The organism is Bordetella tumbae (assembly GCF_965139195.1).
GTDB classification, from domain to species: domain Bacteria; phylum Pseudomonadota; class Gammaproteobacteria; order Burkholderiales; family Burkholderiaceae_B; genus Bordetella_A; species Bordetella_A tumbae.
Genome location: NZ_CBCSJH010000005.1, coordinates 34,142 through 56,097 on the forward strand (window position 1 = coordinate 34,142; position 21,956 = coordinate 56,097).

15 protein-coding genes and 2 riboswitches are annotated in these 21,956 nt (G+C 61.3%); of the genes, 8 read left to right on the forward strand and 7 right to left on the reverse strand.

Translation table 11 applies throughout. The annotated features are described in order from the left end of the window. Positions 1-125: 125 nt before the first annotated feature. The 8 genes from aptA to ACNA0J_RS08225 all read left to right on the forward strand — a co-directional run bounded on the left by aptA (position 126) and on the right by ACNA0J_RS08225 (position 12,801). Positions 126-1,451, forward strand: coding sequence for an omega-aminotransferase AptA (gene aptA / locus ACNA0J_RS08190; protein WP_415818279.1), 1,326 nt, complete (start codon positions 126-128; stop codon positions 1,449-1,451). A 657-nt stretch (positions 1,452-2,108) separates the two neighbouring features. Beyond that, the gene (locus tag ACNA0J_RS08195; protein ID WP_415818281.1) at positions 2,109-3,620 is read left to right on the forward strand and encodes a M81 family metallopeptidase; all 1,512 of its coding nucleotides are present in this window, start codon (positions 2,109-2,111) and stop codon (positions 3,618-3,620) included. Between the two features lie 77 nt (positions 3,621-3,697). Beyond that, entirely contained in the window at positions 3,698-5,263 is a 1,566-nt protein-coding gene (locus ACNA0J_RS08200) for an ABC transporter substrate-binding protein (protein WP_415818283.1), read from the forward strand. Positions 5,264-5,278: 15 nt separating this feature from the next. Then, positions 5,279-6,220: an ABC transporter permease gene (locus ACNA0J_RS08205; RefSeq protein ID WP_415818285.1), complete on the forward strand. Its 942-nt coding sequence runs from the start codon at positions 5,279-5,281 to the stop codon at positions 6,218-6,220. 2 nt (positions 6,221-6,222) lie between these two features. Then, entirely contained in the window at positions 6,223-7,122 is a 900-nt protein-coding gene (locus tag ACNA0J_RS08210) for an ABC transporter permease (RefSeq protein ID WP_415818287.1), read from the forward strand. A 4-nt stretch (positions 7,123-7,126) separates the two neighbouring features. Beyond that, positions 7,127-8,788, forward strand: a complete 1,662-nt coding sequence (locus ACNA0J_RS08215) for an ABC transporter ATP-binding protein (protein ID WP_415818289.1) — start codon at positions 7,127-7,129, stop codon at positions 8,786-8,788. A gap of 168 nt (positions 8,789-8,956) precedes the next feature. Next, positions 8,957-10,432, forward strand: a complete 1,476-nt coding sequence (locus tag ACNA0J_RS08220) for a M81 family metallopeptidase (RefSeq protein ID WP_415818291.1) — start codon at positions 8,957-8,959, stop codon at positions 10,430-10,432. 239 nt (positions 10,433-10,671) lie between these two features. Then, positions 10,672-12,801 (forward strand): DUF945 family protein, encoded by a 2,130-nt coding sequence (locus ACNA0J_RS08225; RefSeq protein ID WP_415818293.1) that lies wholly within the window; start codon positions 10,672-10,674, stop codon positions 12,799-12,801. 121 nt (positions 12,802-12,922) lie between these two features. Here ACNA0J_RS08225 and gcvP read toward each other — a convergent pair whose 3' ends face one another. The 7 genes from gcvP to ACNA0J_RS08260 form a co-directional block, all read right to left on the reverse strand. Then, positions 12,923-15,796 carry an aminomethyl-transferring glycine dehydrogenase gene (gene gcvP, locus ACNA0J_RS08230; protein WP_415818295.1) on the reverse strand — a complete coding sequence of 958 codons (2,874 nt, stop codon included), beginning with the start codon at positions 15,794-15,796 and terminating at the stop codon, positions 12,923-12,925. Between the two features lie 62 nt (positions 15,797-15,858). Further along, positions 15,859-16,236, reverse strand: a complete 378-nt coding sequence (gene gcvH, locus ACNA0J_RS08235; protein ID WP_415818296.1) for a glycine cleavage system protein GcvH — start codon at positions 16,234-16,236, stop codon at positions 15,859-15,861. Positions 16,237-16,297: 61 nt separating this feature from the next. Continuing rightward, positions 16,298-17,398, reverse strand: coding sequence for a glycine cleavage system aminomethyltransferase GcvT (gene gcvT / locus ACNA0J_RS08240; protein WP_415818298.1), 1,101 nt, complete (start codon positions 17,396-17,398; stop codon positions 16,298-16,300). 83 nt (positions 17,399-17,481) lie between these two features. Then, positions 17,482-17,595: riboswitch (glycine riboswitch) on the reverse strand. 38 nt (positions 17,596-17,633) lie between these two features. Next, positions 17,634-17,736: riboswitch (glycine riboswitch) on the reverse strand. A 540-nt stretch (positions 17,737-18,276) separates the two neighbouring features. Further along, positions 18,277-19,170 (reverse strand): ZIP family metal transporter, encoded by an 894-nt coding sequence (locus tag ACNA0J_RS08245; RefSeq protein WP_415818300.1) that lies wholly within the window; start codon positions 19,168-19,170, stop codon positions 18,277-18,279. Positions 19,171-19,207: 37 nt separating this feature from the next. After that, entirely contained in the window at positions 19,208-19,822 is a 615-nt protein-coding gene (locus ACNA0J_RS08250) for a superoxide dismutase (protein ID WP_415818302.1), read from the reverse strand. Positions 19,823-19,940: 118 nt separating this feature from the next. Next, positions 19,941-20,417, reverse strand: coding sequence for a DUF2753 family protein (locus ACNA0J_RS08255; protein ID WP_415818304.1), 477 nt, complete (start codon positions 20,415-20,417; stop codon positions 19,941-19,943). 196 nt (positions 20,418-20,613) lie between these two features. After that, entirely contained in the window at positions 20,614-21,900 is a 1,287-nt protein-coding gene (locus ACNA0J_RS08260) for a BaiN/RdsA family NAD(P)/FAD-dependent oxidoreductase (RefSeq protein ID WP_415818306.1), read from the reverse strand. Positions 21,901-21,956 lie beyond the last annotated feature (56 nt).

The following is a 21,956-nucleotide window of genomic DNA, read 5'->3' on the forward strand; positions in this document are numbered from 1 at the left end:
GGGGCCAGTACAGTTCGCAAGTTTTGCACCAATTGTATATTTTCATCCCGTCCCGGCGCGATCAGAATGGTGCCATCCTGCTGCGTACCAGCGGCCTTCGCGCAGTTTCACCTGGAGCTTGCATCATGAACGCCCCCACCGATTTGCCCGACCTGTCCCATCTGTGGATGCCCTTCACCGCCAATCGGCAATTCAAAAGCCAGCCGCGCCTGTTGGCCAGTGCCAAGGGCATGTACTACACCTCGGTTGACGGCCGCCAGATCCTGGACGGCACCTCCGGCCTGTGGTGCGTCAATGCCGGCCACTGCCGCGAAGAAATCGTGCAAGCCATCGCCAGCCAAGCCGCCGAGATGGACTACGCGCCCGGTTTCCAGCTGGGGCACCCCTTGGCCTTCGAAGCCGCATCGGCCGTTGCCGGACTCATGCCGCAGGGCCTGGATCGCATCTTCTTTACCAACTCCGGCTCCGAATCAGTCGACACCGCACTGAAAATCGCCTTGGCCTACCACCGCGCGCGCGGCGAAGGCCAACGCACACGCCTGATCGGCCGTGAGCGCGGCTACCACGGCGTGGGATTCGGCGGCATCTCCGTCGGCGGCATCTCGCCCAACCGCAAGACCTTCTCCGGCGCCCTGTTGCCCGCAGTCGATCACCTGCCGCACACCCACAACCTGGAGAAAAATGCCTTCTCGAAAGGCCAGCCCGCCTGGGGTGAATACCTGGCCGACGATCTCGAACGCATCGTCGCCCTGCATGACCCATCCACCATCGCCGCCGTCATCGTCGAGCCCATGGCCGGCTCCACCGGCGTCCTGGTTCCCCCCAAAGGCTACCTGGAACGCCTGCGCGCCATCACCGCCAAATACGGCATCCTGCTGATCTTTGACGAAGTCATCACCGGCTTTGGCCGCCTGGGCGCCGCCACCGCCAGCGAGTATTTCGGTGTCACCCCCGACCTGATCACCATGGCCAAAGGCATCAGCAACGCGGCGGTCCCCGCGGGCGCTGTCGCCGTCAAACGCGACGTCCACGACGCCATCGTCAACGGCGTACAGGGCGGCATCGAGTTTTTCCATGGCTACACCTACTCGGCCCACCCCTTGGCCGCGGCAGCGATCCTGGCCACGCTGGACCTCTACCAGCGCGACAAACTCTTCACCCGTGCCCGCGAGCTCTCCCCCGCCTTCGAAGCTGCCGCCCACAGTCTGAAAGACGCCCCTCACGTCATCGACGTGCGCAACATTGGCCTGGTCACGGGCATCGAACTCGCTCCCCGTGCAGGCGCCCCCGGCGCCCGCGCCGCCGAAGCATTCCAAAAATGCTTCGACAGCGGCCTCATGGTCCGCTACACCGGGGATACCATTGCCCTGTCGCCTCCGCTGATCATCGAGGAAGCCCAGATCGCAGAGCTCTTCCAACACATCGGCAATGCTCTGAAAAACATTGCCTGATAAATCGAATCGGGCTCTGATTGAATAGAGCTCAGTAGATATCTTTCGGTAGCTTTAGTGCAGGGAAGGATCGGGTTCTTAACGCGTTTGTCGCCGCCCGGCGGGAGTCGCGGACAGGCCTGGTCGGCTGACTCACCCCCTGAACGGGGGTTCGGCCTTCGTCCACAGAGGATTGGCGGGCCGGGGGCCAAACTCGCTTCGCTCAAACATGGCCCCCGGACTGCCCCCGCCAATCCTCTGCGGACTCGGCAGCCTCCGACAGGCCTGCCCGCGACTCCCGCCGGGCGGCGACAAACTCACATCAGATAAGCCGGGACGTTCGCCTTTATCCCCCAGCCCCGACGTGTTAAGAACGAGCTGTCCGATGACCAAAGAACAAACAACGAGTCAAAGACAAACGATCGCTCTCCGGCACATCAAACACAAAAAGCATCACCGCAAAAAATCAACAAACGCCATCGCCAAAAACAAACTCCCGCGTTAAAAACAAACGCCAATTACAAAAACAAACATCCCCACTGAAAGGCACACCCCGCCTCACAGGCGCGCCTCATTCATACATCCGGGCAAAGCCTGATTGCCCATCCCTTGCATCTTCCGCAGAATCCTTATAGTCAACTACCACCAACGCACGCCCACTACAGAAGGATCGTACCGATGCGTATCGGGATAGGCGGGTTCCAGCACGAAACAAACACTTTTGCACCTTCACGCGCCACCTGGGAAGAATTCGCCGACAAAGGCGGCGGCTGGCCCAAACTAGTATCCGGTCCAGCCCTGTTTGACGCCGTCGCAGGCGCCAACATCCCCATCGCAGGCTTCATCGATGCCATGCGCGCCTACACCCTCCTGCCCACCACCTGGGCCGCAGCCAGCCCCTCCGGACACGTCACCCGCGACGCCTACGAGCGCATCAGCGGCATGATCCTCAGCGGCCTGGAACAAGCACTCCCTCTGGACGGCGTCTATCTGGACCTGCACGGCGCCATGGTGGCCGAACATCTCGACGATGGCGAAGGCGAACTCCTGCGCCGCGTACGCGCACTCGTCGGCCCGAGCGTTCCCATCGTCGCGAGCCTGGACCTGCACGCCAACGTCACACGCGCCATGATCACGCACGCCGACAGCCTGATCTGCTATCGCACCTATCCGCACATCGACATGGCCGAGACCGGCCAACGTGCAGCACAACTGCTCGACCGCAGATTGCATGGCATGCCGCGCCCCTACGTCGCCCTGCGCAGCATCCCCTATTTGATATCACTGTGCTGGCAATCCACCGACATCGAACCCTCGAACAGCCTGTATCAGCGGCTGGAGGATCTGGAGTCTCGCGACGCCTCGATCAGCTTGTCCTTTGCCACCGGCTTTCCAGCGGCAGACTTTCCCGAATGTGCCCCTACGGTCTGGGCCTACGGTGACACCCAGGCAGACGCCGACGCTGCGGCAGACGCCATGGAACGCGCGGTTCTCAACGCCGAAGCCGACTTTGGCGGAAAAATACTGAACGCGGACGAAGCCGTGCAAATGGCCATTACCCTGGCTCACACCAGCCTTCGCCCCATCATCATTGCCGACGTCCAGGACAACCCCGGCGCAGGCGGCAGCTCGGATACCACCGGCGTTTTGCGCGCCCTGATACGTCACAACGCCACCGATGCCGCCATCGGCCTGATCGTGGATCCCGCAGCGGCGCTCGCTGCGCATCACGCAGGCGAAGGCAAAACCGTGCGCCTCGCGCTGGGCGGACATTCTGGCATTCCTGACGACGAACCTCTCGAAGCCGACTACATCGTCGAAAAAATATCCGACGGCCGTTTCGACACGCACGGCGCGTTTTACCGCGGCTTTCACATGGATCTCGGCCCCAGTGCCTGCTTGCGCCTGAATGACGTACGCATCGTAGTCGCGTCCAACAAAGTCCAGATGGCGGATCAGGAAATGTTCCGCTTTGCTGGCATCGAGCCTACGCGCCAGGCCATCCTCGTACTGAAAAGCTCTGCCCATTTCCGGGCGGATTTCACCCAGATTGCGCAGACCATCCTGGTATGCGCTGCGCCAGGATCGATGCTGATGGATGCAGCACAGCAGCCATGGACACGGCTGCGCCATGGCATCAGAATGGCGCCTTGCGGTCCCGCTTTTGCGGCCCGCGCGGCAACACTCTGATCGGATACGCCGTCTTCACGGCGTATCCGATCATGCGGCGGCCTTGGTCCGCCCAACAACGGAAAAAGGGGATTTTCATGTTGAAGTTTGTTCGTGCGGCCGCCCTGGCCGGTGCTGCGCTCTTGGCAATGGGAAGCGCTCATGCAGAAACCGCCATTCGCGCGGTCATGCACTCCCCGCTGCGATTGACCGACCCTCATGCGACCACGGCATACATCACCACGTGGCATGGTTACATGATCTATGACACCTTGCTGGCTACCGACGCCAACAACAAAATCCAGCCGCAAATGCTGGACAAGTGGGACGTATCGAGTGACGGCAAGACGTACACCATGACACTGCGGCCCGGCCTGAAATGGCATGACGGCCAGCCGGTCAAAGCCGAAGACTGTGTCGCCTCGATCAAACGCTGGGCCGCCGGCGACGGCATGGGCCGCACGCTGCTGAAATTCGTCTCCAGCATTGACGTGGTCGATGACAGCACCTTTCGCATCGTCATGACCGAGCCCACGGACCTGGCCTTGCGCGCGCTCTCCAAACCCACCGGCACCGCGGCGTTCATGATGCCCAAGCGCATCGCCGAGACGCCCATCGGCAAGCCCATCACCGACATGACAGGCTCCGGCCCGTTCAAGGTGGCCGAATTCAAACCCGGCGTCAAAACGGTCTACGTCAAGAACACGGACTACGTACCGCGCAAAGAACCCGCCAGCGGATTGGCCGGCGGCAAAGTCGTCAACGTCGACAAAGTCGTCTGGGACGTCATGCCCGATGCGCTCACCACGGCGAATGCGCTCTTGGGCGGCGAGCTCGATTACGTCGAGCAGTTCCCATACGATCTGCTGCCCATGCTGGATGGCAACGACGAATTCAAAGTCGAGTCGCTCAGCCCGGTGGGTTATTTCACGATGTATCGCTTCAACTTCAAATACCCGCCTTTCAACAATAAAAAAATCCGCCAGGCCGCCATGTACGCGATTGGCCAGGAAGACGTCATGAAAGCGCTGGTCGGCAATCCAAAGTACTACCAGACCTGCGCGTCGCTCTGGGGTTGCGGTACGCCGTTTGAAAGCGATATCGGCAAAGACATTGTCGTACCGTCCAACATCGAAAAAGCCAAGGCGCTGCTCAAAGAAGCCGGTTACGACAATACCCCTATCCTCGTCATGCATGCGACGGACGTCGGCACCCTCAGCCCGCAACCCGTCGTCATGGCAGAGGCTTTGCGCAAAGCCGGCTTTAATGTGAACCTGGCCGCCATGGACTGGCAAAGCGTCGCCACGCGCCGTGCATCAAAGGCCGCACCGGATGCTGGCGGCTGGAATATCCACAACACCAACTGGTACGCCACCGACATCATGGACCCGGTGCGCTCCGCCCCCGCATCGGCCAATGGCGACAGTGCCTGGTTCGGCTGGCCCGATTTCCCGCAAATCGAAGCCTTGCGCACCAAATTCGCCTTGACCTCAGATCCTGCCGAGCAAAAGAAAATCGCCGACGAAGTGCAACGCATCGGCATCGACGAGGGTCTGTATGTGCCGCTGGGTCAGATGTCCGTTCCCACCGCATACTCCGTCAAACTCAGCGGGCTGGTGCACGCCCCGATCATGGCGTTCTGGAACGTCAAGAAAGCTCCTTGATCCGGTAGCCCCGCCATGCTGGCTTTTATTCTGCGCCGATTGCTGGCCACCATTCCAGTACTCATCCTGGTGGCCGTTGTCGTCTTTGCCATCTTGCGTCTGAGCCCTGGCGATCCGGCGGTCATCATGGCCGGCGACGGGGCCACACCCGAACGCATCGAGCAGATACGCCAGGTGATGGGGCTGGATCAGCCACTGTTCAAACAGTTTTTTCTATGGGCGGGCCGCCTTGTACAAGGCGATTTTGGCACCTCGTTGATGTCTGGAGTCCCTGTACGGCAGTTGATCGGGCAACGCCTGGAGCCCTCGCTCAGCCTCGCTGTCCTGACGTTGCTATTCACGCTGATCGTGTCGCTGCCGCTGGGTATACTGGCCGCCTGGAAACAGGGCCGCTTGCTCGATCGCATGGTCATGGGATTTTCCGTATTGGGATTTTCCGTACCGGTCTTCGTGACAGGCTATCTCTTGATCTGGGCCTTTGCGATCGAACTGAATTGGTTCAAGGTGCAAGGCTATACGCCGTTATCCAGCGGCTTCTGGCCCTTTCTCCACCGCTTGATTTTGCCCGCGCTGGCACTTTCCACGATCTATGTCGCGCTGATTGCGCGTATCACACGTACCAGTGTCATCGAGGTCATGGGCGAGGATTTCATCCGCACGGCACGAGCCAAAGGCCTGGGGGAAACCGGTGTATTGCTGGGACATGCCTTGCGCAATGCGGCCGTGCCCATCGCCACGGTGATCGGGGTAGGCATCGCCTTGCTCATCAGTGGAGTCGTCGTCACCGAATCCGTATTCAACATCCCTGGCCTGGGGCGCCTGGTGGTCGAGGCAGTGTTGGCGCGCGACTATCCGGTCATTCAAGGGCTGACGCTGTTCTTCGCCTTTGTGTATGTGTTCATCAATCTGGTCGTCGATTGCGCCTATACGCTGTTCGACCCGCGCATCAGGTACTGACCATGGCCACCCCGTCCAACGTCGCCGCCCCTGCCGTTCAGGCACCCGATGCACCGCCGCGATCCACGGCATGGCATCGTGTGCGGCAGGGATTCAAAAGCTGGCCTGTGCTGCTGGCGCTGGCGATCCTGCTCATCATCACCGCGGCCGCGCTATTGGCGCCTTGGCTAGGAACAGTCGACCCGACTGCCCTGGATCCTGGCCAGCGGCTCAAACGGCCTTTTACTGAAACCCTGCTGGGGACAGACGCGTTTGGTCGCGATCTCTGGTCTCGCATCGTGTACGGCGCACGCGTCTCGCTCATCACCGGCCTGGGCGCCGCCGTCATCAGTGTCACCCTGGGCTTGGTCATCGGCCTGCTCGCAGGCTGGTTCCGTCGATTGGATGGATTCATCATGCGCGTCATGGACGCGATCATGGCGATCCCGGGAATCTTGCTGGCGATCTCGTTGGTCGCCGTCACGGGCGCCAGTCTGACTACCGTCCTGGTCGCCGTCACCATCCCCGAAATTCCTCGCGTCGTACGCCTCGTGCGTGGCCAGATCCTGAGCGTACGCGGCGAGCCCTACGTCGAGGCCGCCCTGGCTCTGGGAACGCCATTGCCGTTGCTGTTGTGGCGGCATATGGTGCCCAGCACGATCGCTCCGCTCACCGTACAAGGCACCTACGTATTCGCCTCGGCCATGCTGACAGAGGCCATTCTCAGTTTTCTGGGCGCAGGCATTCCGCCGGAAATTCCGTCCTGGGGCAACATCATGTCCGAGGGACGCATGTACTTTCGGATGCTGCCCGGCCTGATTCTGTTCCCGGGCCTGTTTCTGTCGCTCACCGTGCTCAGCGTCAATATCCTGGGCGATGCCTTGCGCGACGCACTCGATCCCAAAATGGTGCGCAGGATCTAACCTCATGTCCTATTCCCCGTACCCCCCCGCCGGAGACACGTCGGACGCCGTCCTGGCTATCCGCAACCTCTCCGTCACGGTTGCAGGAACCGGCAAACAGGTCGTACGTAATCTGAGCCTGGACGTGCGCGCAGGCGAAACCGTCTGCGTGGTGGGCGAGTCAGGATCGGGCAAATCGGTCAGTTCATTGGCCGTCATGGGGTTGCTGCCGCCCGGCGCGCTCAAACCCAGCGGCGCCATTCGCGTCGAAGGCGAGGACATCCTCAGCGCAACACCGCAGCGTTTGCGCGAGATGCGCGCCACCCGCATGGCCATGGTGTTTCAAGAACCCATGACCGCGCTCAATCCCGTACATACCGTAGGCCGTCAGGTCGATGAGGTCCTGCGGTTGCATCGCCGGCTATCACGCGCCGAGCGGCGCGAGAAAGTGCTGAGCATGTTCCGTTCGGTACATCTGCCAGACGTCGAGCGCATTTATGACTCGTATCCTCACCAGCTCTCTGGCGGTCAGCGCCAGCGTATCGTCATCGCAATGGCGCTCATTCTGGAACCTCGCCTGCTGATTGCGGACGAGCCGACCACTGCCCTGGATGTCACCACGCAAAAACAAATCCTGGCACTGATCAAAGAACTGCAGACCGAACACCAGACCGCGGTCCTGTTCATCACGCATGATTTTGGCGTGGTCGCGGAAATCGCCGACCGCATTGTGGTCATGAATCGAGGCGACCTGATCGAATCCGGCACACGAGACGAGATTCTGGCGCGCCCCGCACAAAGCTATACCCGGCGCTTGGTCTCGTCCGTGCCCAGCCTGGTCCCGCTGCGCCGCGATGCGCCGACGGGCGAACCGGTATTGCGGGTACAGGGGCTCGGGCGCACCTATGTCGATAAACGTTCATTCTGGTCCGGCGGCCTGCGCCAGGTACCTGCCGCCCAAGACGTCAATCTGGTGCTGCGCAAAGGCGAGATCCTGGGCATCGTGGGCGAATCGGGTTCCGGTAAGTCCACGGTCGCGCGCTGCATCATGCGCTTGATCGAGCCCACGACAGGCAAAGTATTGATGGGCAACGACGATATCGCCATGCTATCGGGCACTGCGCTCAGACCAGTACGCCAGCGTATTCAAATCGTTTTTCAGGACCCCTATCGTTCGCTGAATCCACGCCGCAAAATTGGCGAATCCATTATCGAAGGCCTGCTGAATTTCGGCACCCCACGCGATCAAGCCACCGCAAAGGCCGTCGACACATTGCGCGTCGTCGGGCTCGATGCTGATGCCATGGATCGCTATCCCCACCAGTTTTCCGGCGGACAACGGCAACGAATCTGCATCGCCCGCGCCTTGGTGATGGAACCCGAAGTCCTCGTTGCCGACGAGGCTGTCTCGGCATTGGATGTCTCGGTACAGGCTCAAGTATTAGGGCTGCTGGAACAAATCCGCCAACGCACCGGCGTGGGCGTGCTGTTCATTACACACGACCTGCGAGTCGCGGCGCAAATCTGCGACACCATTCTGGTCATGCAACGCGGGCAAGTCGTGGAAACGGGCGCGGCGGAAACGGTACTCACGCAGCCGACACACGATTACACCCGCGCCCTGATTGACGCCGCGCCCGGGCGCGGTTGGGATTTTCAGCATTTCCGGCCGCTGGCGGCCGCTTGACGGCGCTGCTGATCGGCTCGGCGACCGCTGGTTTTTTTACCGCCGGGCCGCCCCAAGGCAAAAAGCGCCCCCTCGGGAGGCAGCAAGCCGAAGGCGTGGCGTGGGGGCTTTTTTTATCTCTCTCGCGGGCTTTGGCCCCTCTGTTGATAGGTTAATAAGGACTTCGACATGCGTTGGCTACTGGCAATGATCAAGCATGAAACCAATACCTTTTCTCCCGTGCCCACGCCGCTCGAGCGATTCTTTCGCGGCAGCCCGGAGATCCTGGCGGGCGAGCGTGCCGTTCGCGCTTACGAGAACACCGATAGCGGCCTGGGAGGCTATATCGAGATCGCACGCCGCGAAGGCGCCGAGATCACCATCCCCGTCGCCGCAGAATCGTGGCCCAGCGCCCCCACTGACGCAGACACTTACGCACGTTTGTGCGAACTCATCCTGGACGAGGTCCGGCGCGGCGGCTACGACGCCATCCTGCTCGATCTGCACGGCGCCATGGTGGCAGACGGCGTCGAAGACGCCGAGGGTAATCTGCTGCATCGCCTGCGCGAGATTGATCCCGACACGCCGGTAGGCGTCACGCTGGATATGCATGCCAACATCTATGACGATATCGTGCGCCATGCCACCGTCGTCACCGGATTTCATACCTATCCTCACGTTGACATTCGCGCCGCAGGGGTCCGTGCGGCCGATACCATTGCACGCACCCTAAAAGGCGAAATTCGTCCCGTGATGACCTGGGCCAACAAACCCATGCTGCCACACATCATGTGCCAGGGCACCCATGCCGAGCCGAATAAGTCCTTGCAAGAACGTTGCCGGACATTGGAGTCGCAAGGGGTTCTAGCCGCCTCGGTCTTTGTGGGTTTTCCTCATGCGGATATACGTGAGGCGGGTCTGAGCGCCGTCATCTGCACCGACGGCGATCTGCCGGCAGCCGAGCGCTATCGCGACGAATTGCTCGATACAGCCTGGCAAGCCCGGGCGCAATGGGTATTTCACTGCGAACCCCTCGCCCCTGCCATTACACGCGCCAAAGCCATTGAGCAAGGCCCCGTCGTACTGCTGGACCACTTCGACAACACCGGTTCAGGCGGCACGATGGATACCACTGAAGTCCTGGCGGAGATCCTGCGCCAAGGCCTGGAAAACGTCGCGTTCTACGCTCTCTGCGACCCCGAGGCTGCGCAACAGGCCGCGGCCGCTGGCGTAGGCGCCGAGATCACGCTGTCCATGGGCGGCAAGCTGCCCATGCCCGCATTGAAACAGCAAAGCCGGCCGCTGTCGGTCACCGGCCGCGTCAAACTCGTATTCGATGGCGTGTACCTGAACCGTGGCCCCATGTATCGCGGCGTGCGCAATGACACCGGCCTGACAGTGGTATTCGATACCGGCAAGGTGCAAATCGTCCTGATTTCCCGCCACCAGGAGCCCTTTGATATCAACTGTCTGCTATCAGCCGGTATCGATCCTCTACAAAAGCGCTATGTCGTGCTGAAAAGCCGTGTCCACTGGCGTGCCGGCTTTGCCGACATGGCAACGGAGATCATTCCATGCACCGGCCTGGGCGTGACCACCTCAGACTACAGTCAAATTGAATTCAAGCACGTGCGGCGGCCGATCTATCCGCTCGATACCCTTTGAAACAGGAGTCCATTCATTCACGAACACCCGCGGCACAGGCACCATGCCGTACCACGGCATCTGCCTGCCCTTCTGAGCTGTCTATTGCCATTCTGTCTACTACAGAAACGACTCGTAACGGTTGATCCGGCAACACTGCCGCTACATCTCGTTATACTCGCCGCGGGCGGGTATCGCCCGTGCCGGTATGGCGCACCATCGCTATACCGGCAGCATGCAAACAATAAATGGACGAAAAAATGAAAAAGGCAGTAGGGATCACGGCGGGCGTGGTCGTCATCGCAGTCGCGGGCTGGCTCGGCACCACGTGGTACACCGGCAAGCGCATCGAAACAGAAGAGCCTGTGCGCCTGACGGAACTCAACAAGGAGTTGGCCAGCGCATTGGGCAGCACAGGCTTCGGTGTCACGATCAGCCAGATTTCCTACGAACGCCATTTTTTCAGCAGCGATGTCCGTTATGGCATTCAGCTGACTAAAGTCCCGGGCGAAGAAACGCCCCCCAAAGGCATGGTTGAGATTGTCGGCCGCATTGAACACGGCCCGTTCCCCAAAGGCGCATTGGCCCGTGGCCAATGGCTGCCCAAGCTGGCTTTTGTTCACAGCGAAGTCGCCTCAAATGATCTCGTCAAGCCCTTGTTCGACCTGACCAAGGGCGTCTCGCCGTTGGTCGGTGACACGATTCTGTCCTACAACGGTGATGGCGTCGGCACGGCCACGATCGCTCCCGTCGATTACGCCCCGCAAGAAGGCCAGTCCGTCAAGTTCAGCGGCGCCCAATTCGAAGGCAGCTTCGTACGCGCCACCAAACACACGGTCGGCACCGGCAAGATCAACCAGTTGGCTCTGCAATTGTCAGAGGATGACGAAGGCCAGAAGGTCAACGCGAATATCACCGGCATGACGGTGGACGTCGATAGCCAGCAAGGCAAATTCGGCTTTGGCGTAGGCAGCTCCGGCGCCAAGTTCGATAACATCGTGATCGAGGTCGAAGAGCCGCTGGATCCCTACGCGAACGAAACATCGGACGCCGAAGAAGAAGCCGCCCGAGCAGCCGAAGAGGCCGCAAAAGCCGCCGACGAGGCAGCCAATGCCGCGCAGAATCCGAGTGCAGAAAGCCAGACGCCGGCTCAACCCGAACAGTCTGCCCAGCCTGAACAGGCTGCTCAGGCCCCGGCCGCAACCGTCAAGACCAAGATCGAACTGAAGGATCTGGCTTACACCGCGAAAATCGCCGAACAAGACACCACCGTAAACGTCGCGGCCGACTACAAAATCGGCCAGATCGCCGTCAATGGCAGCGATTTCGGTAAAGGCCATGCCACGATCAAGTTCGACAAGATCGACGGCAAAGCCGCAAAAGCACTGTCCGATCTCTATAACGAAATGCTGACCAAGATTGCCAACGGTGCGGAAGACAGCACGGCGGATGGAGCGCAGGCAATCGAGCTCGTCAACCAGGCTATCCAATTGCTGGCCGCCAACCCGACCATGCGCGTCGATCCTTTCGTTTGGGAAACCGCCAAAGGCCAGAGCAACCTGAATCTGGCCATCGAGCTGACCAAGCCTGCCGGCCTGGTCGCAGGCAAGGAACTGCCAGACGATGCCAAGCAACTGTTGCAGCAATCCGTCAAGCTGATCGACATGAAGGTCACGGTGTCCAAGCCCATGGTGGAGGGCCTGGCCGTGCAGTACTTGCAAGGTGAGGGAGTCGACGCCGCAGCCGCCGCCAAAGAAGCCGCTGACCAAGTGAGCTCCATGGCCGGCATGGCCGAAATGTTCGGTATCGCCAAGACCGACGGCGACAATGTCGTGAGCACGTTCCACTATGCCGACGGCAAGGCCAATCTGAATGGTGAAGAAGTCCCCGCCGACGAGCTGTTTGGCGCCCTGCTGAGCAGTGTCGAGGACGACGATCACAGTTATGGCGAGGAGAGCGAAAACACCATGCTGAATTCGCTGGATCCTGCTCAGATCGGTCAAATGGTCAGTGACGCGGGCTTCGACTACGAACTCGGCACCTCGGATTACGACACACCCGTGTTGACGATCGATGGCAACAACGAAGGCGCCAAAAGCGTCGACATCCTGTTCAACGATTGCGAAACCGAATCCTCGTGCTCGGACATGCAAATGCGCATCTCCGTCGCCACGCCTTACGCCGTGCCGATGCGCGTACTCAACGAATGGAACCAGAACAACCGCCTGACGCGCGCCTACTGGGACGCCGAAAACAAAGTTGCCACGATGGAAATGGACGTGAACGCCTACGGCGGCGTGGGCCAAGACAACGTGGAATTCACGGTGCAGATGTTCCTGGCCAATGTGTCGATGTTCACCAACACGATCAAAGAAGCGCCTCGTAAATAAGCACTGACATGATGCCGGCCCTGCCGGCATCACTAAACAAAAACGCCCGCCGACTATCAATCGGCGGGCGTTTTTACGTTGACGCGCGCTATCCGCGCGGCGTCATCGTCACACTACGATGTCACGCATACGCCTCGATAGGCAAGCACGCGCACACCAGATTGCGATCACCGTAGGCATTATCCACGCGCGCCACCGGCGGCCAGTACTTGGTCTCGCGCAGTGACTCGACCGGATACGCGGCCTGCTGGCGCGGGTAATCGTGGTGCCATTCTTCGGCCAACAGCATCTGCGCCGTGTGCGGCGCGTTCTTCAGTACGTTGTCATCGCGATCGCGCTCACCACGTTCGATTTGCGCGATCTCTTCGCGGATGGCGATCATGGCGTCGACAAAGCGATCCAGTTCCGCCAGGCCTTCGGATTCGGTCGGCTCGACCATCAGCGTCCCGGCAACGGGGAAGCTCATGGTAGGCGCATGGAAACCATAGTCCATCAAACGTTTGGCGATGTCCTCGGCACTGATGCCAGTCGTGTCTTTCAACGGACGCACGTCCAGAATGCACTCATGCGCGACACGGCCATTACGGCCGGCGTATAGCACCGGATAATGATCACGCAACCGTGCAGCCAGATAGTTCGCGTTCAGGATCGCCATTTCGGTCGCGCTACGCAGGCCGTCGGCGCCCATCAGCGCGATATAGGCAAACGAGATCGGCAAAATGCTGGCCGAGCCAAACGGGGCTGCGGACACGGGGCCGACTTCAGCTTCGACATCCAGTTTGCCTTGCGCATTCAACACGCCCGGCAAATACGGCGCCAGGTGCGAACGCACGGCCACCGGACCGACACCCGGACCGCCACCGCCGTGCGGAATGCAGAACGTCTTGTGCAGGTTCAGGTGCGAGACATCGGAACCGAATTTTCCGGGTTGGGCGACACCGACCATGGCATTCATGTTGGCGCCATCCAGATACACCTGGCCACCGGCCTGATGCACCAGATCGCAAATCTCGGTGATGGACTCTTCAAACACGCCGTGGGTCGACGGATAGGTGATCATCAAGGCAGCCAGGCGATCGCCGACCTGTTCCACCTTGGCGCGCAGATCAGCGATATCCACGTTGCCGTTGGCGTCAGACGCCACGACGACCACACTCATCCCCACCAATTGCGCGGATGCGGGATTGGTGCCGTGCGCCGATGCCGGGATCAAACACACATCGCGCTGCGATTGGCCGTTGGCGCGGTGATAGCCTCGGATTGCCAGCAAGCCGGCATATTCGCCCTGTGCGCCCGAGTTCGGCTGCAGGCTGATATCGTCGTATCCGGTGATTTCGCATAGCGCGTCGGACAGGCGCTGCACCAATTCGCGATAGCCCTGGCTTTGGTCCAGAGGCGCATAAGGATGGATCTGTGCGAACTCGGGCCAGGTGATGGGAATCATCTCGGCCGTCGCGTTCAGCTTCATCGTGCACGACCCCAGCGGAATCATGCTGCGATCCAGGGCGAGGTCCTTGTCGGACAGCTTGCGCAGATAACGCAGCATGTCGGTTTCGGATTGAATGCTGGAGAACACCGGATGCGACAGAATCGCGCCCTCACGTTGCAGCGCAGCCGGAATCCCGCCGGCAGCCTTGGCGTCCAGGGCATCGATGTCCAGCGCCACATCGTCTTTTTCCAGGCCTGCGGCAAAGACATTCACCAAAGCCTGCAAATCGGCTGCCGTCACCGTCTCGTCCAGCGAGATCGACAGGCGGGCGCCATCGACGCGGCGCAGATTGATGTGTTCGCACTCGGCGGCCACCACCAACGCGGGCGTCGCTGCCCCGGTTTCCAGCAGCAGCGTGTCAAAGAACGTGTCGTTGACAACCTTGATCCCCAACTGCGTCAGCGCCGTGCGCAGAATCGCCGTGTAGCGCTGCACGCGCGTGGCGATGCGACGGATGCCCTCGGGACCATGCCATACGGCGTACAAACCCGCCATCACGGCCAACAGCACCTGGGCCGTGCAAATATTCGACGTCGCTTTCTCGCGACGGATATGCTGCTCGCGCGTCTGCAATGCCAGACGCAATGCCGGATTGCCCTGCGCATCTTTCGACACGCCGACCAAACGGCCCGGCATATTGCGCTTGTAGGCGTCTTTGCAGGCCATGAAGCCCGCGTGCGGGCCACCGAAACCAAACGGCACCCCGAAGCGTTGCGACGAACCCACTGCGATGTCCGCGCCCCACTCTCCCGGCGGCGTCAACAACGCCAGCGCCAGCAAGTCTGTCGCGCACGCGACGACGGCGCCTTGTGCATGCGCGGCCTCGGCCAGCGCACGATAGTCCGTCACCGCGCCCAGGCTGTGCGGGTATTGCAGCAGCACGCCAAAGCATTCCGGCAAGCCCTGCGCCTCGTCGCCGATGGCGATCTCGATACCCAGGCCTTCGGCACGCGTGCGCACGACTTCGATCGTTTGCGGATGGCAGTGCGCCGAAACAAAGAACACCGGGCTGGCCGATTTAGAACCACGACGCGCCAGCGTCATAGCCTCGGCAGCCGCCGTCCCCTCGTCCAGCAGCGATGCATTGGAGATATCCAAGCCCGTCAGATCGGCCACCATGGTCTGGTAGTTCAACAAGGCTTCCAGGCGGCCTTGCGAGATCTCGGGTTGATACGGCGTATAGGCCGTGTACCAGGCGGGATTTTCCAGCACGTTGCGCAACACCACGTTCGGCGTGTGCGTGCCGTAATACCCCTGGCCGATGTAATTGCGGTAAATGCGGTTGCGACCGGCGATAGCCTTCAGTTCGGCCAGCACATCGGGTTCGCTGCGCGACGCGGGCAACGCCAAGGGCGCTTGGCTGCGAATCGCGGGCGGCACCACCTCGTCAAGCAAGGTGTTCAGACTGTCGCAGCCAACGGCTGCGAGCATTTTTTCCTGATCCCCCAATGAGGGACCAATATGACGAGGGATGAAATCAGAGTGGGTATCTAGAGCGCGCGACATGAGAGGTCTCGGTACAGAAAAATGGCCGCGCGGGCGCCAACGCCCGCGCAGCATCGGCCAGATCAGCCGTTGGCGACGGCTTCGTAGCCGGCGGCGTCCAACAGTTTGTCGGCGTCAGCGGCGTTATCGGGCTTGATCTTGAAGATCCAGGCGGTGTAGGCCGACTCGTTGATCAGGTTCGGCGTGTTTTCCAGGTCTTCGTTAAAGGCCACGATCTCGCCCGTCACGGGCGCATAGATATCGGAGGCGGCCTTGACCGACTCGACCACGCCTGCGGTCTCGCCAGCCTTGAGCTTGGCGCCTACGTTGACATCGCCAACGAAGACGAGATCGCCCAGTTGCTCCTGGGCATTGTCGGTGATGCCGACGACGAACACATCGCCTTCGGCGAGCACCCATTCATGGGACTCAGTGTATTTACGATCGGTGGGCAGGCTCATAAAAGCTCCTAAAAATTGGGTCGCGCCTGCGCCGGCACCCCTGCCAGCGCATGGCGGCAGTTTACGAGTGTTCGACGGCTTTGCCGTGACGCACGAATGGTAATTTGGTTACCAAGGCGGGCATCCATTTGCCACGGATCTCGACTTCGACTGTCTGACCGGGTTCGACGCCCAGGGGAACGCGGGCAAAACCCACGGATACGCCCAAGGTCGGCGACATGGTGCCGCTGGTGAGCTCGCCCGCGCCCTGCGGCGTACGCACCGCCATATGGGCACGCATCACGCCGCGGTCCTGGAGCTTCAGCCCCACGAATGCGCACGGCGTCGCGAATTGTTCCAACGCATCGCGGCCAACGAAACGGCGCGCCGCGTCTTTCAGAGAAACGGTCCAGGACAGCCCGGCCTGATTCGGCTGGGTCAATTCGTCCATGTCCTGGCCGTAGAGATTCATGCCAGCCTCCAGGCGCAACGTGTCACGCGCACCCAGACCGCAGGGACGCACGCCCTGAGCGGCCAGATCGTTCCACAATGCCACGACCTCGGTGGCAGGCAGGACAATTTCGAACCCATCTTCGCCGGTATAGCCGGTACGCGCCACCAGGGTATCGTCGGCCACTTCAGCGGCCACAAAGGGCGTCAGCGGCTCGGTAGCGGCCTGCCAGGCCGGACGCGCGGCCCAGACTTTGGCGCGGGCGTTGGGGCCCTGTACTGCCACCATGGCCAGATCACGGCGAGGCGTAATCGTCACGTCGAACTGGCCGGCGGCCGCCACGCGGCGCATCCAGGCGATGTCTTTGTCGGCCGTACCGGCATTGACCACCACACGCCACTGGTCCACGGCAAAGAAATAGACGATCAAGTCGTCCACAATGCCGCCCTGCGGGTTCAGCATGCAGGTATAGAGCGCTTTGCCCGGCACCGTCAGTTTGGCGACATCGTTGGCCACCAGACGCTGCAAGAATTCGGTCGCCTGAGGGCCGGCCACGTCGGCGTTCAACATGTGGGACACGTCAAACATACCTGCGTCACGGCGCACGGCGTGGTGTTCTTCCAGTTGCGACCCATACGCCAGCGGCATATCCCAGCCGCCAAAATCGACCATGCGCGCGCCAGCGGCGACATGGGTCTCGGCCAAGGGGGTACGTTGAAGAACAGCAGACATGGACAGGCTCCAGAGTGGCGGCATCGCCTTGAGGTTACGGAATGCCGGCCTGGATGCGGAAAGCGCCAGAAACCAGCTGGATTTTCCGCCCCTCTGTCCTTTTGCCTGAGAGTTGCCCCGCGTTCGGCGGGTTTGCACCTTCGGCGCCTGGGCTACACACGGAATCCGCGGCGCCAGGTCTCTCCAGAGTGCTGTGTCAGCGACCTGCGCTGGCCCCAAGAGCCAGACAGGAAACTGATGCGTCGCGGTATGGGTTACCTGAGCGATTCCGGGCGAATTGCGCCTTCGGCGACGACCCTATACCGTGGTGGTGGGCCGCTCTCTCCCGCGACGAACATGACAGCGGAGTGAAGCATACCGCGAAAAGCGGGGTGCCGACTAGCGGCGGCGTGCCGGTTTTCCATACTCGAGGCAGTTGGACATCAAAAAGCCCCCGAGGGGGCAGCAAGCCGTAAGGCGCGACGTGGGGCATTTTTCCCCGCCACGGTTGTGGTCTGTGGCATGCGTCGGGTGGAGTTTTTTTGGCGCAGGAGGTCGGCGTGTAAAAGCCCCGCCGGGCCTATCGCCGCGACTCGGCCCATGACCAGGGGCCTCGGCCCGCTTCGCGGGCTAAATCGCGGCTCAACGGCCCGGCGGGGCTTTTACACGCCGACCTCCTGCTCGCAATGGCCGCCATTGACGGATGTTCGTACGCCTTCCCTTGCTGCATCAACGCTGTTGAGTGGCGTTCTGGCTACGCGGGTGGCGCCAGCTCAACCCATCGCATTCGCAAAGACAGCTTCGAAAACCGCTGGTGGCAATCAGCCCTCGTTGCATTCCCTCATTGTGAGTCCCTGTCGGGTGCCTGGGCGAGGCAAGCTGCATTTGGCGCAGCTGATTTACCCCAGCGCCGTATCCAGCAACATCATCAGGACAAAACCGATCATCAGCCCCCCGGTCGCAAACACCTCGTGGCCCTTGCGATGGGACTCCGGAATGATTTCATGACTGATGACAAACAACATGGCGCCCGCCGCAAAGCCCAGCCCCCAGGGCAGCAACTCCGCCGACCAGCCGACCACGAGGGCTCCGACGACAGCCCCCAAGGGCTCCACAAGCCCCGACAACATGCCCAGCGCTACGGAAAACGCCCGGCTATAGCCCGCCGACAATAACGCCAGCGCGACCACCAGCCCCTCGGGCACGTCTTGAATCGCGATCCCGGTCGCCAGCGCACTGCCTTGCACCGGGTCGTTACCCACATATCCCACGCCTATGGCCAGGCCTTCGGGCAGGTTATGCAGCGCAATGGCAAACACAAACAGCCAGGTGCGGCGCAAACGATGCACCTCGATGCCTTCTTTGCCCTTGATGAAATGTTCGTGAGGCAAGAGACGGTCCATCGTCAACAACACTGCCGCACCCAACAAAATCGCACCGCCGACGATAAAACCCGATCCCCAAGGCCCATGCCCCAGCTGGCCGGCGGCGTCGAGGCCTGGAGCCACCAGGGAAAAGGCGCAGGCCGCCAACATGACGCCCGCGCCGAATCCAAACATCGTGTCCTGCACCTTGTCGGACAGGGTCTGCGAGAACATCACCGGCACTGTGCCCAGCGCCGTCGCGCCCGCTGCCAGCAAGCCACCCGCCAATGCGTTGGCAACGTGAGGCGCGCGCGGCAACAGATATTCCCACAACGCATGAGCGCCGAGACACGCGACCAGGACGGCCAGTGTCCAGACACTGATGCTGGTCAGCTGCGGGCGAATACGGTGACGGCTAAATGTGTTCATCAACAACCTGCGCAAAGGATGCAGCACAAACCGGTACTCAGGCCAAGGCGGCCTCGTAACGGCGGGCCACTTCGGCCCAGTCAATCACATTGAAAAACGCGCCGATGTATTCCGGGCGACGGTTCTGATATTTCAGATAATACGCGTGTTCCCAGACATCGAGGCCCAACACCGGGGTATTACCCTGCATCAGGGGGCTGTCCTGGTTGGCCGAGCTTTCCACCACCAGTTTGCCTTGCGGCGTGACGCTCAGCCAGGCCCAGCCGCTGCCAAAACGGGTCAAGGCCGCCTTGGTAAAGGCATCACGGAATGCCTCGACGCCACCCAGATCGGCGTCGATAGCGGCTGCCACACGGCCCTGAGGCTGGCCGCCGCCTTTGGGCGACATGACCTTCCAGAACAGACTGTGGTTGGCATGGCCGCCCCCGTTGTTGCGGACGGCGCCGCGCACTGCCTCGGGCAGGCTGTCGATATGGGCAATCAGCTTCTCGACCGGCTCGTCCGTCGACAGACCGGCGCCTTCCAGCGCGGCATTCAGGTTGTTGATATAGGTCTGATGATGTTTGGTGTAGTGAATTTCCATCGTCTGCGCGTCGATGTGCGGCTCGAGCGCATCGTAGGCGTAGGGCAGATCGGGCAAGGTATAGGGCATGGCAAATCTCCTGTTCGAGCTCCCGGAGGGAGCGGTTCGGATGCCGAGGTGAATCGGCCGTAATGAAATACGTGGCGCCTCTGGCAACAACTGGAAGCGCTCGACATTTCCTTGAGATTCAATGCTGCGGCTGTGTCTCGTCGCGCCACACCAGCGCGGCAGCACGGCGGGCGCGATCGTGATCCGGATGACGCTGCAAAAACTGCAGCAACTCCGCATAGGTCACACGCCCATGGCGCCAGGCGGCCTCGCGCCAACACTCTGGCAAGGCGGGATCCAACGCCATTTCATGCAGCAATTCATGTGCCCGACAGGCGTGGGCGGCGGCCAACTCAGATTGCCCGGTTTGCTCATACAACGTCAGCAGGTTGTGATGCGACACCACCAGCGCGGCCACCGCCGCCTCGACATCATCCAACTGCCCCGGCAAGGTATCGGCCAGGCTCAGGGCCGCGCGGTATTGCGTCAAGGCCGCAGCGTGATCGCCCCGCTCATAGGCACGATTGCCCCGCAACGTCGCCCGCTGCCATACGCCGAGGCAGGACGTGGTCGCAGGTGGCAGTACTGCGGCAGGCCTGGTTTGAATATGGACCATCGAGACTCCCGTCAGGATGAAATAATCAATAAAGATAACTCAAATGATAGTCATTTTTATTTAATAAAACAACGCGAGACATCCTGCGCACGCCCATGGCGGCCAGATTCAGGCTTGCTTTAGCCTGATGGACTCTTGAGTAGGAAAAATAGGGGTGATGCGTGCAGGTCGCATCGCCCCTAAGCCGGCCGCACTCTCACAGCGCCCGGCCGCACGCCACGCCCGAGGCCCAGGCCCATTGAAAGTTGTACCCACCCAGCCAGCCGGTCACATCGACCGCCTCACCTATGAAGTACAGGCCCGGCACGGTGCGCGCCTGCATCGACTTTTGATCCAGTCCGCGCGTATCGACACCGCCGCGCATGACTTCGGCCTTTTTATATCCGGCGGTGCCGCTGGGCGCGAGACGCCATTGATGAATGCCGTCGGCCAGGGACCGCAACGTTTTATCGGGAATGTCAGCTAACCGCAGTTCGGCTAGTTCGCCCTTGCCGGCAGGGCCGCTGGCTTGCCGCCCTCCCTGCTTGGTTTGCCCGGCAACCTGCTGCTGTCCTGATTGCCCCGCGACGCCCAGCCATTGATCAGTCAGGCGCCTGGGCCACAGCGCGCCCAGGACCGTATGCAACTGCTGTCGGCTGCCCGGCTTGGCTGCGATCAGTTCAGAGGCCAGGTCACGACCCGGCGCAAGATCAATCACGATGGCCTCACCAGGCTGCCAAAAGCTGGAGATCTGCAAAATCGCCGGTCCAGACAAGCCACGATGCGTGAACAGCAAGTCCTCCAGGAACTCGCCGCGCGCACGGCCTGCCCCTGTGGTCAGCGATACTTCCAGCGCCACCCCGGACAGTTCGGCAAAAGGCTTCCACTGCGCAGCGTCGAACGTCAGCGGCACCAAGGCAGGACGAGGTTCGATGATTTTCAAACCGAATTGCCGAGCGATTTTCAAGCCAAAATCCGTGGCGCCCAATTGGGGAATGGCCATTCCGCCGGTGGCGATGACCAGTTTGGCAGCTCGGATTTCGCCTTGACTGGTGTGCAAGGCATAGCCCGCGTCGGAACGGCTGATCTCGCTCACACTGCAGGGCATGCGCCATTGCACGCGTCCTGTCTGGCATTCGGCGCGCAGCATCTCGATGATGGATTCGCTGCTGTCATCACAGAACAACTGTCCGCGATGCTTTTCGTGCCACGCCACGCGATGGCTGCGCAACAGCGCCAGAAAATCCTGCGGGGTGTAGCCTGCCAGCGCCGACCGGCAGAAGTGTGGGTTATCGGACAAGAAATTTGCCGGCCCTGCCCCCAGGTTCGTGAAATTGCAGCGGCCGCCGCCGGAAATCCGGATTTTTTCCGCCAGGCGCTCGGCATGGTCGATCAACACGACCCGCAGCCCTCGCTGCCCTGCCACGGCGGCGCACATCATGCCTGCAGCGCCCGCACCGATGATGGCTACGTCGAACACAGGCGGCTCCCCGGTGCGGGACATTTGTCCCCACCGACATCACGGAGCCCGCCGTGCTCCGAGCCCAGCACGGCAGTCAC

Excerpts from the sequence above, each read along its gene's own strand:
- ACNA0J_RS08255 (WP_415818304.1), bottom strand. The coding sequence starts at position 20,417 with ATGGTCCATATTCAAACCAGGCCTGCCGCAGTACTGCCACCTGCGACC.
- ACNA0J_RS08205 (WP_415818285.1), top strand. The coding sequence starts at position 5,279 with ATGCTGGCTTTTATTCTGCGCCGATTGCTGGCCACCATTCCAGTACTC.
- gcvP (WP_415818295.1), bottom strand. The coding sequence starts at position 15,796 with ATGTCGCGCGCTCTAGATACCCACTCTGATTTCATCCCTCGTCATATT.
- ACNA0J_RS08225 (WP_415818293.1), top strand. The coding sequence starts at position 10,672 with ATGAAAAAGGCAGTAGGGATCACGGCGGGCGTGGTCGTCATCGCAGTC.
- ACNA0J_RS08200 (WP_415818283.1), top strand. The coding sequence starts at position 3,698 with ATGTTGAAGTTTGTTCGTGCGGCCGCCCTGGCCGGTGCTGCGCTCTTG.
- gcvH (WP_415818296.1), bottom strand. The coding sequence starts at position 16,236 with ATGAGCCTGCCCACCGATCGTAAATACACTGAGTCCCATGAATGGGTG.
- ACNA0J_RS08215 (WP_415818289.1), top strand. The coding sequence starts at position 7,127 with ATGTCCTATTCCCCGTACCCCCCCGCCGGAGACACGTCGGACGCCGTC.
- ACNA0J_RS08220 (WP_415818291.1), top strand. The coding sequence starts at position 8,957 with ATGCGTTGGCTACTGGCAATGATCAAGCATGAAACCAATACCTTTTCT.
- gcvT (WP_415818298.1), bottom strand. The coding sequence starts at position 17,398 with ATGTCTGCTGTTCTTCAACGTACCCCCTTGGCCGAGACCCATGTCGCC.
- ACNA0J_RS08195 (WP_415818281.1), top strand. The coding sequence starts at position 2,109 with ATGCGTATCGGGATAGGCGGGTTCCAGCACGAAACAAACACTTTTGCA.
- ACNA0J_RS08245 (WP_415818300.1), bottom strand. The coding sequence starts at position 19,170 with ATGAACACATTTAGCCGTCACCGTATTCGCCCGCAGCTGACCAGCATC.
- ACNA0J_RS08250 (WP_415818302.1), bottom strand. The coding sequence starts at position 19,822 with ATGCCCTATACCTTGCCCGATCTGCCCTACGCCTACGATGCGCTCGAG.
- aptA (WP_415818279.1), top strand. The coding sequence starts at position 126 with ATGAACGCCCCCACCGATTTGCCCGACCTGTCCCATCTGTGGATGCCC.
- ACNA0J_RS08210 (WP_415818287.1), top strand. The coding sequence starts at position 6,223 with ATGGCCACCCCGTCCAACGTCGCCGCCCCTGCCGTTCAGGCACCCGAT.
- ACNA0J_RS08260 (WP_415818306.1), bottom strand. The coding sequence starts at position 21,900 with ATGTCCCGCACCGGGGAGCCGCCTGTGTTCGACGTAGCCATCATCGGT.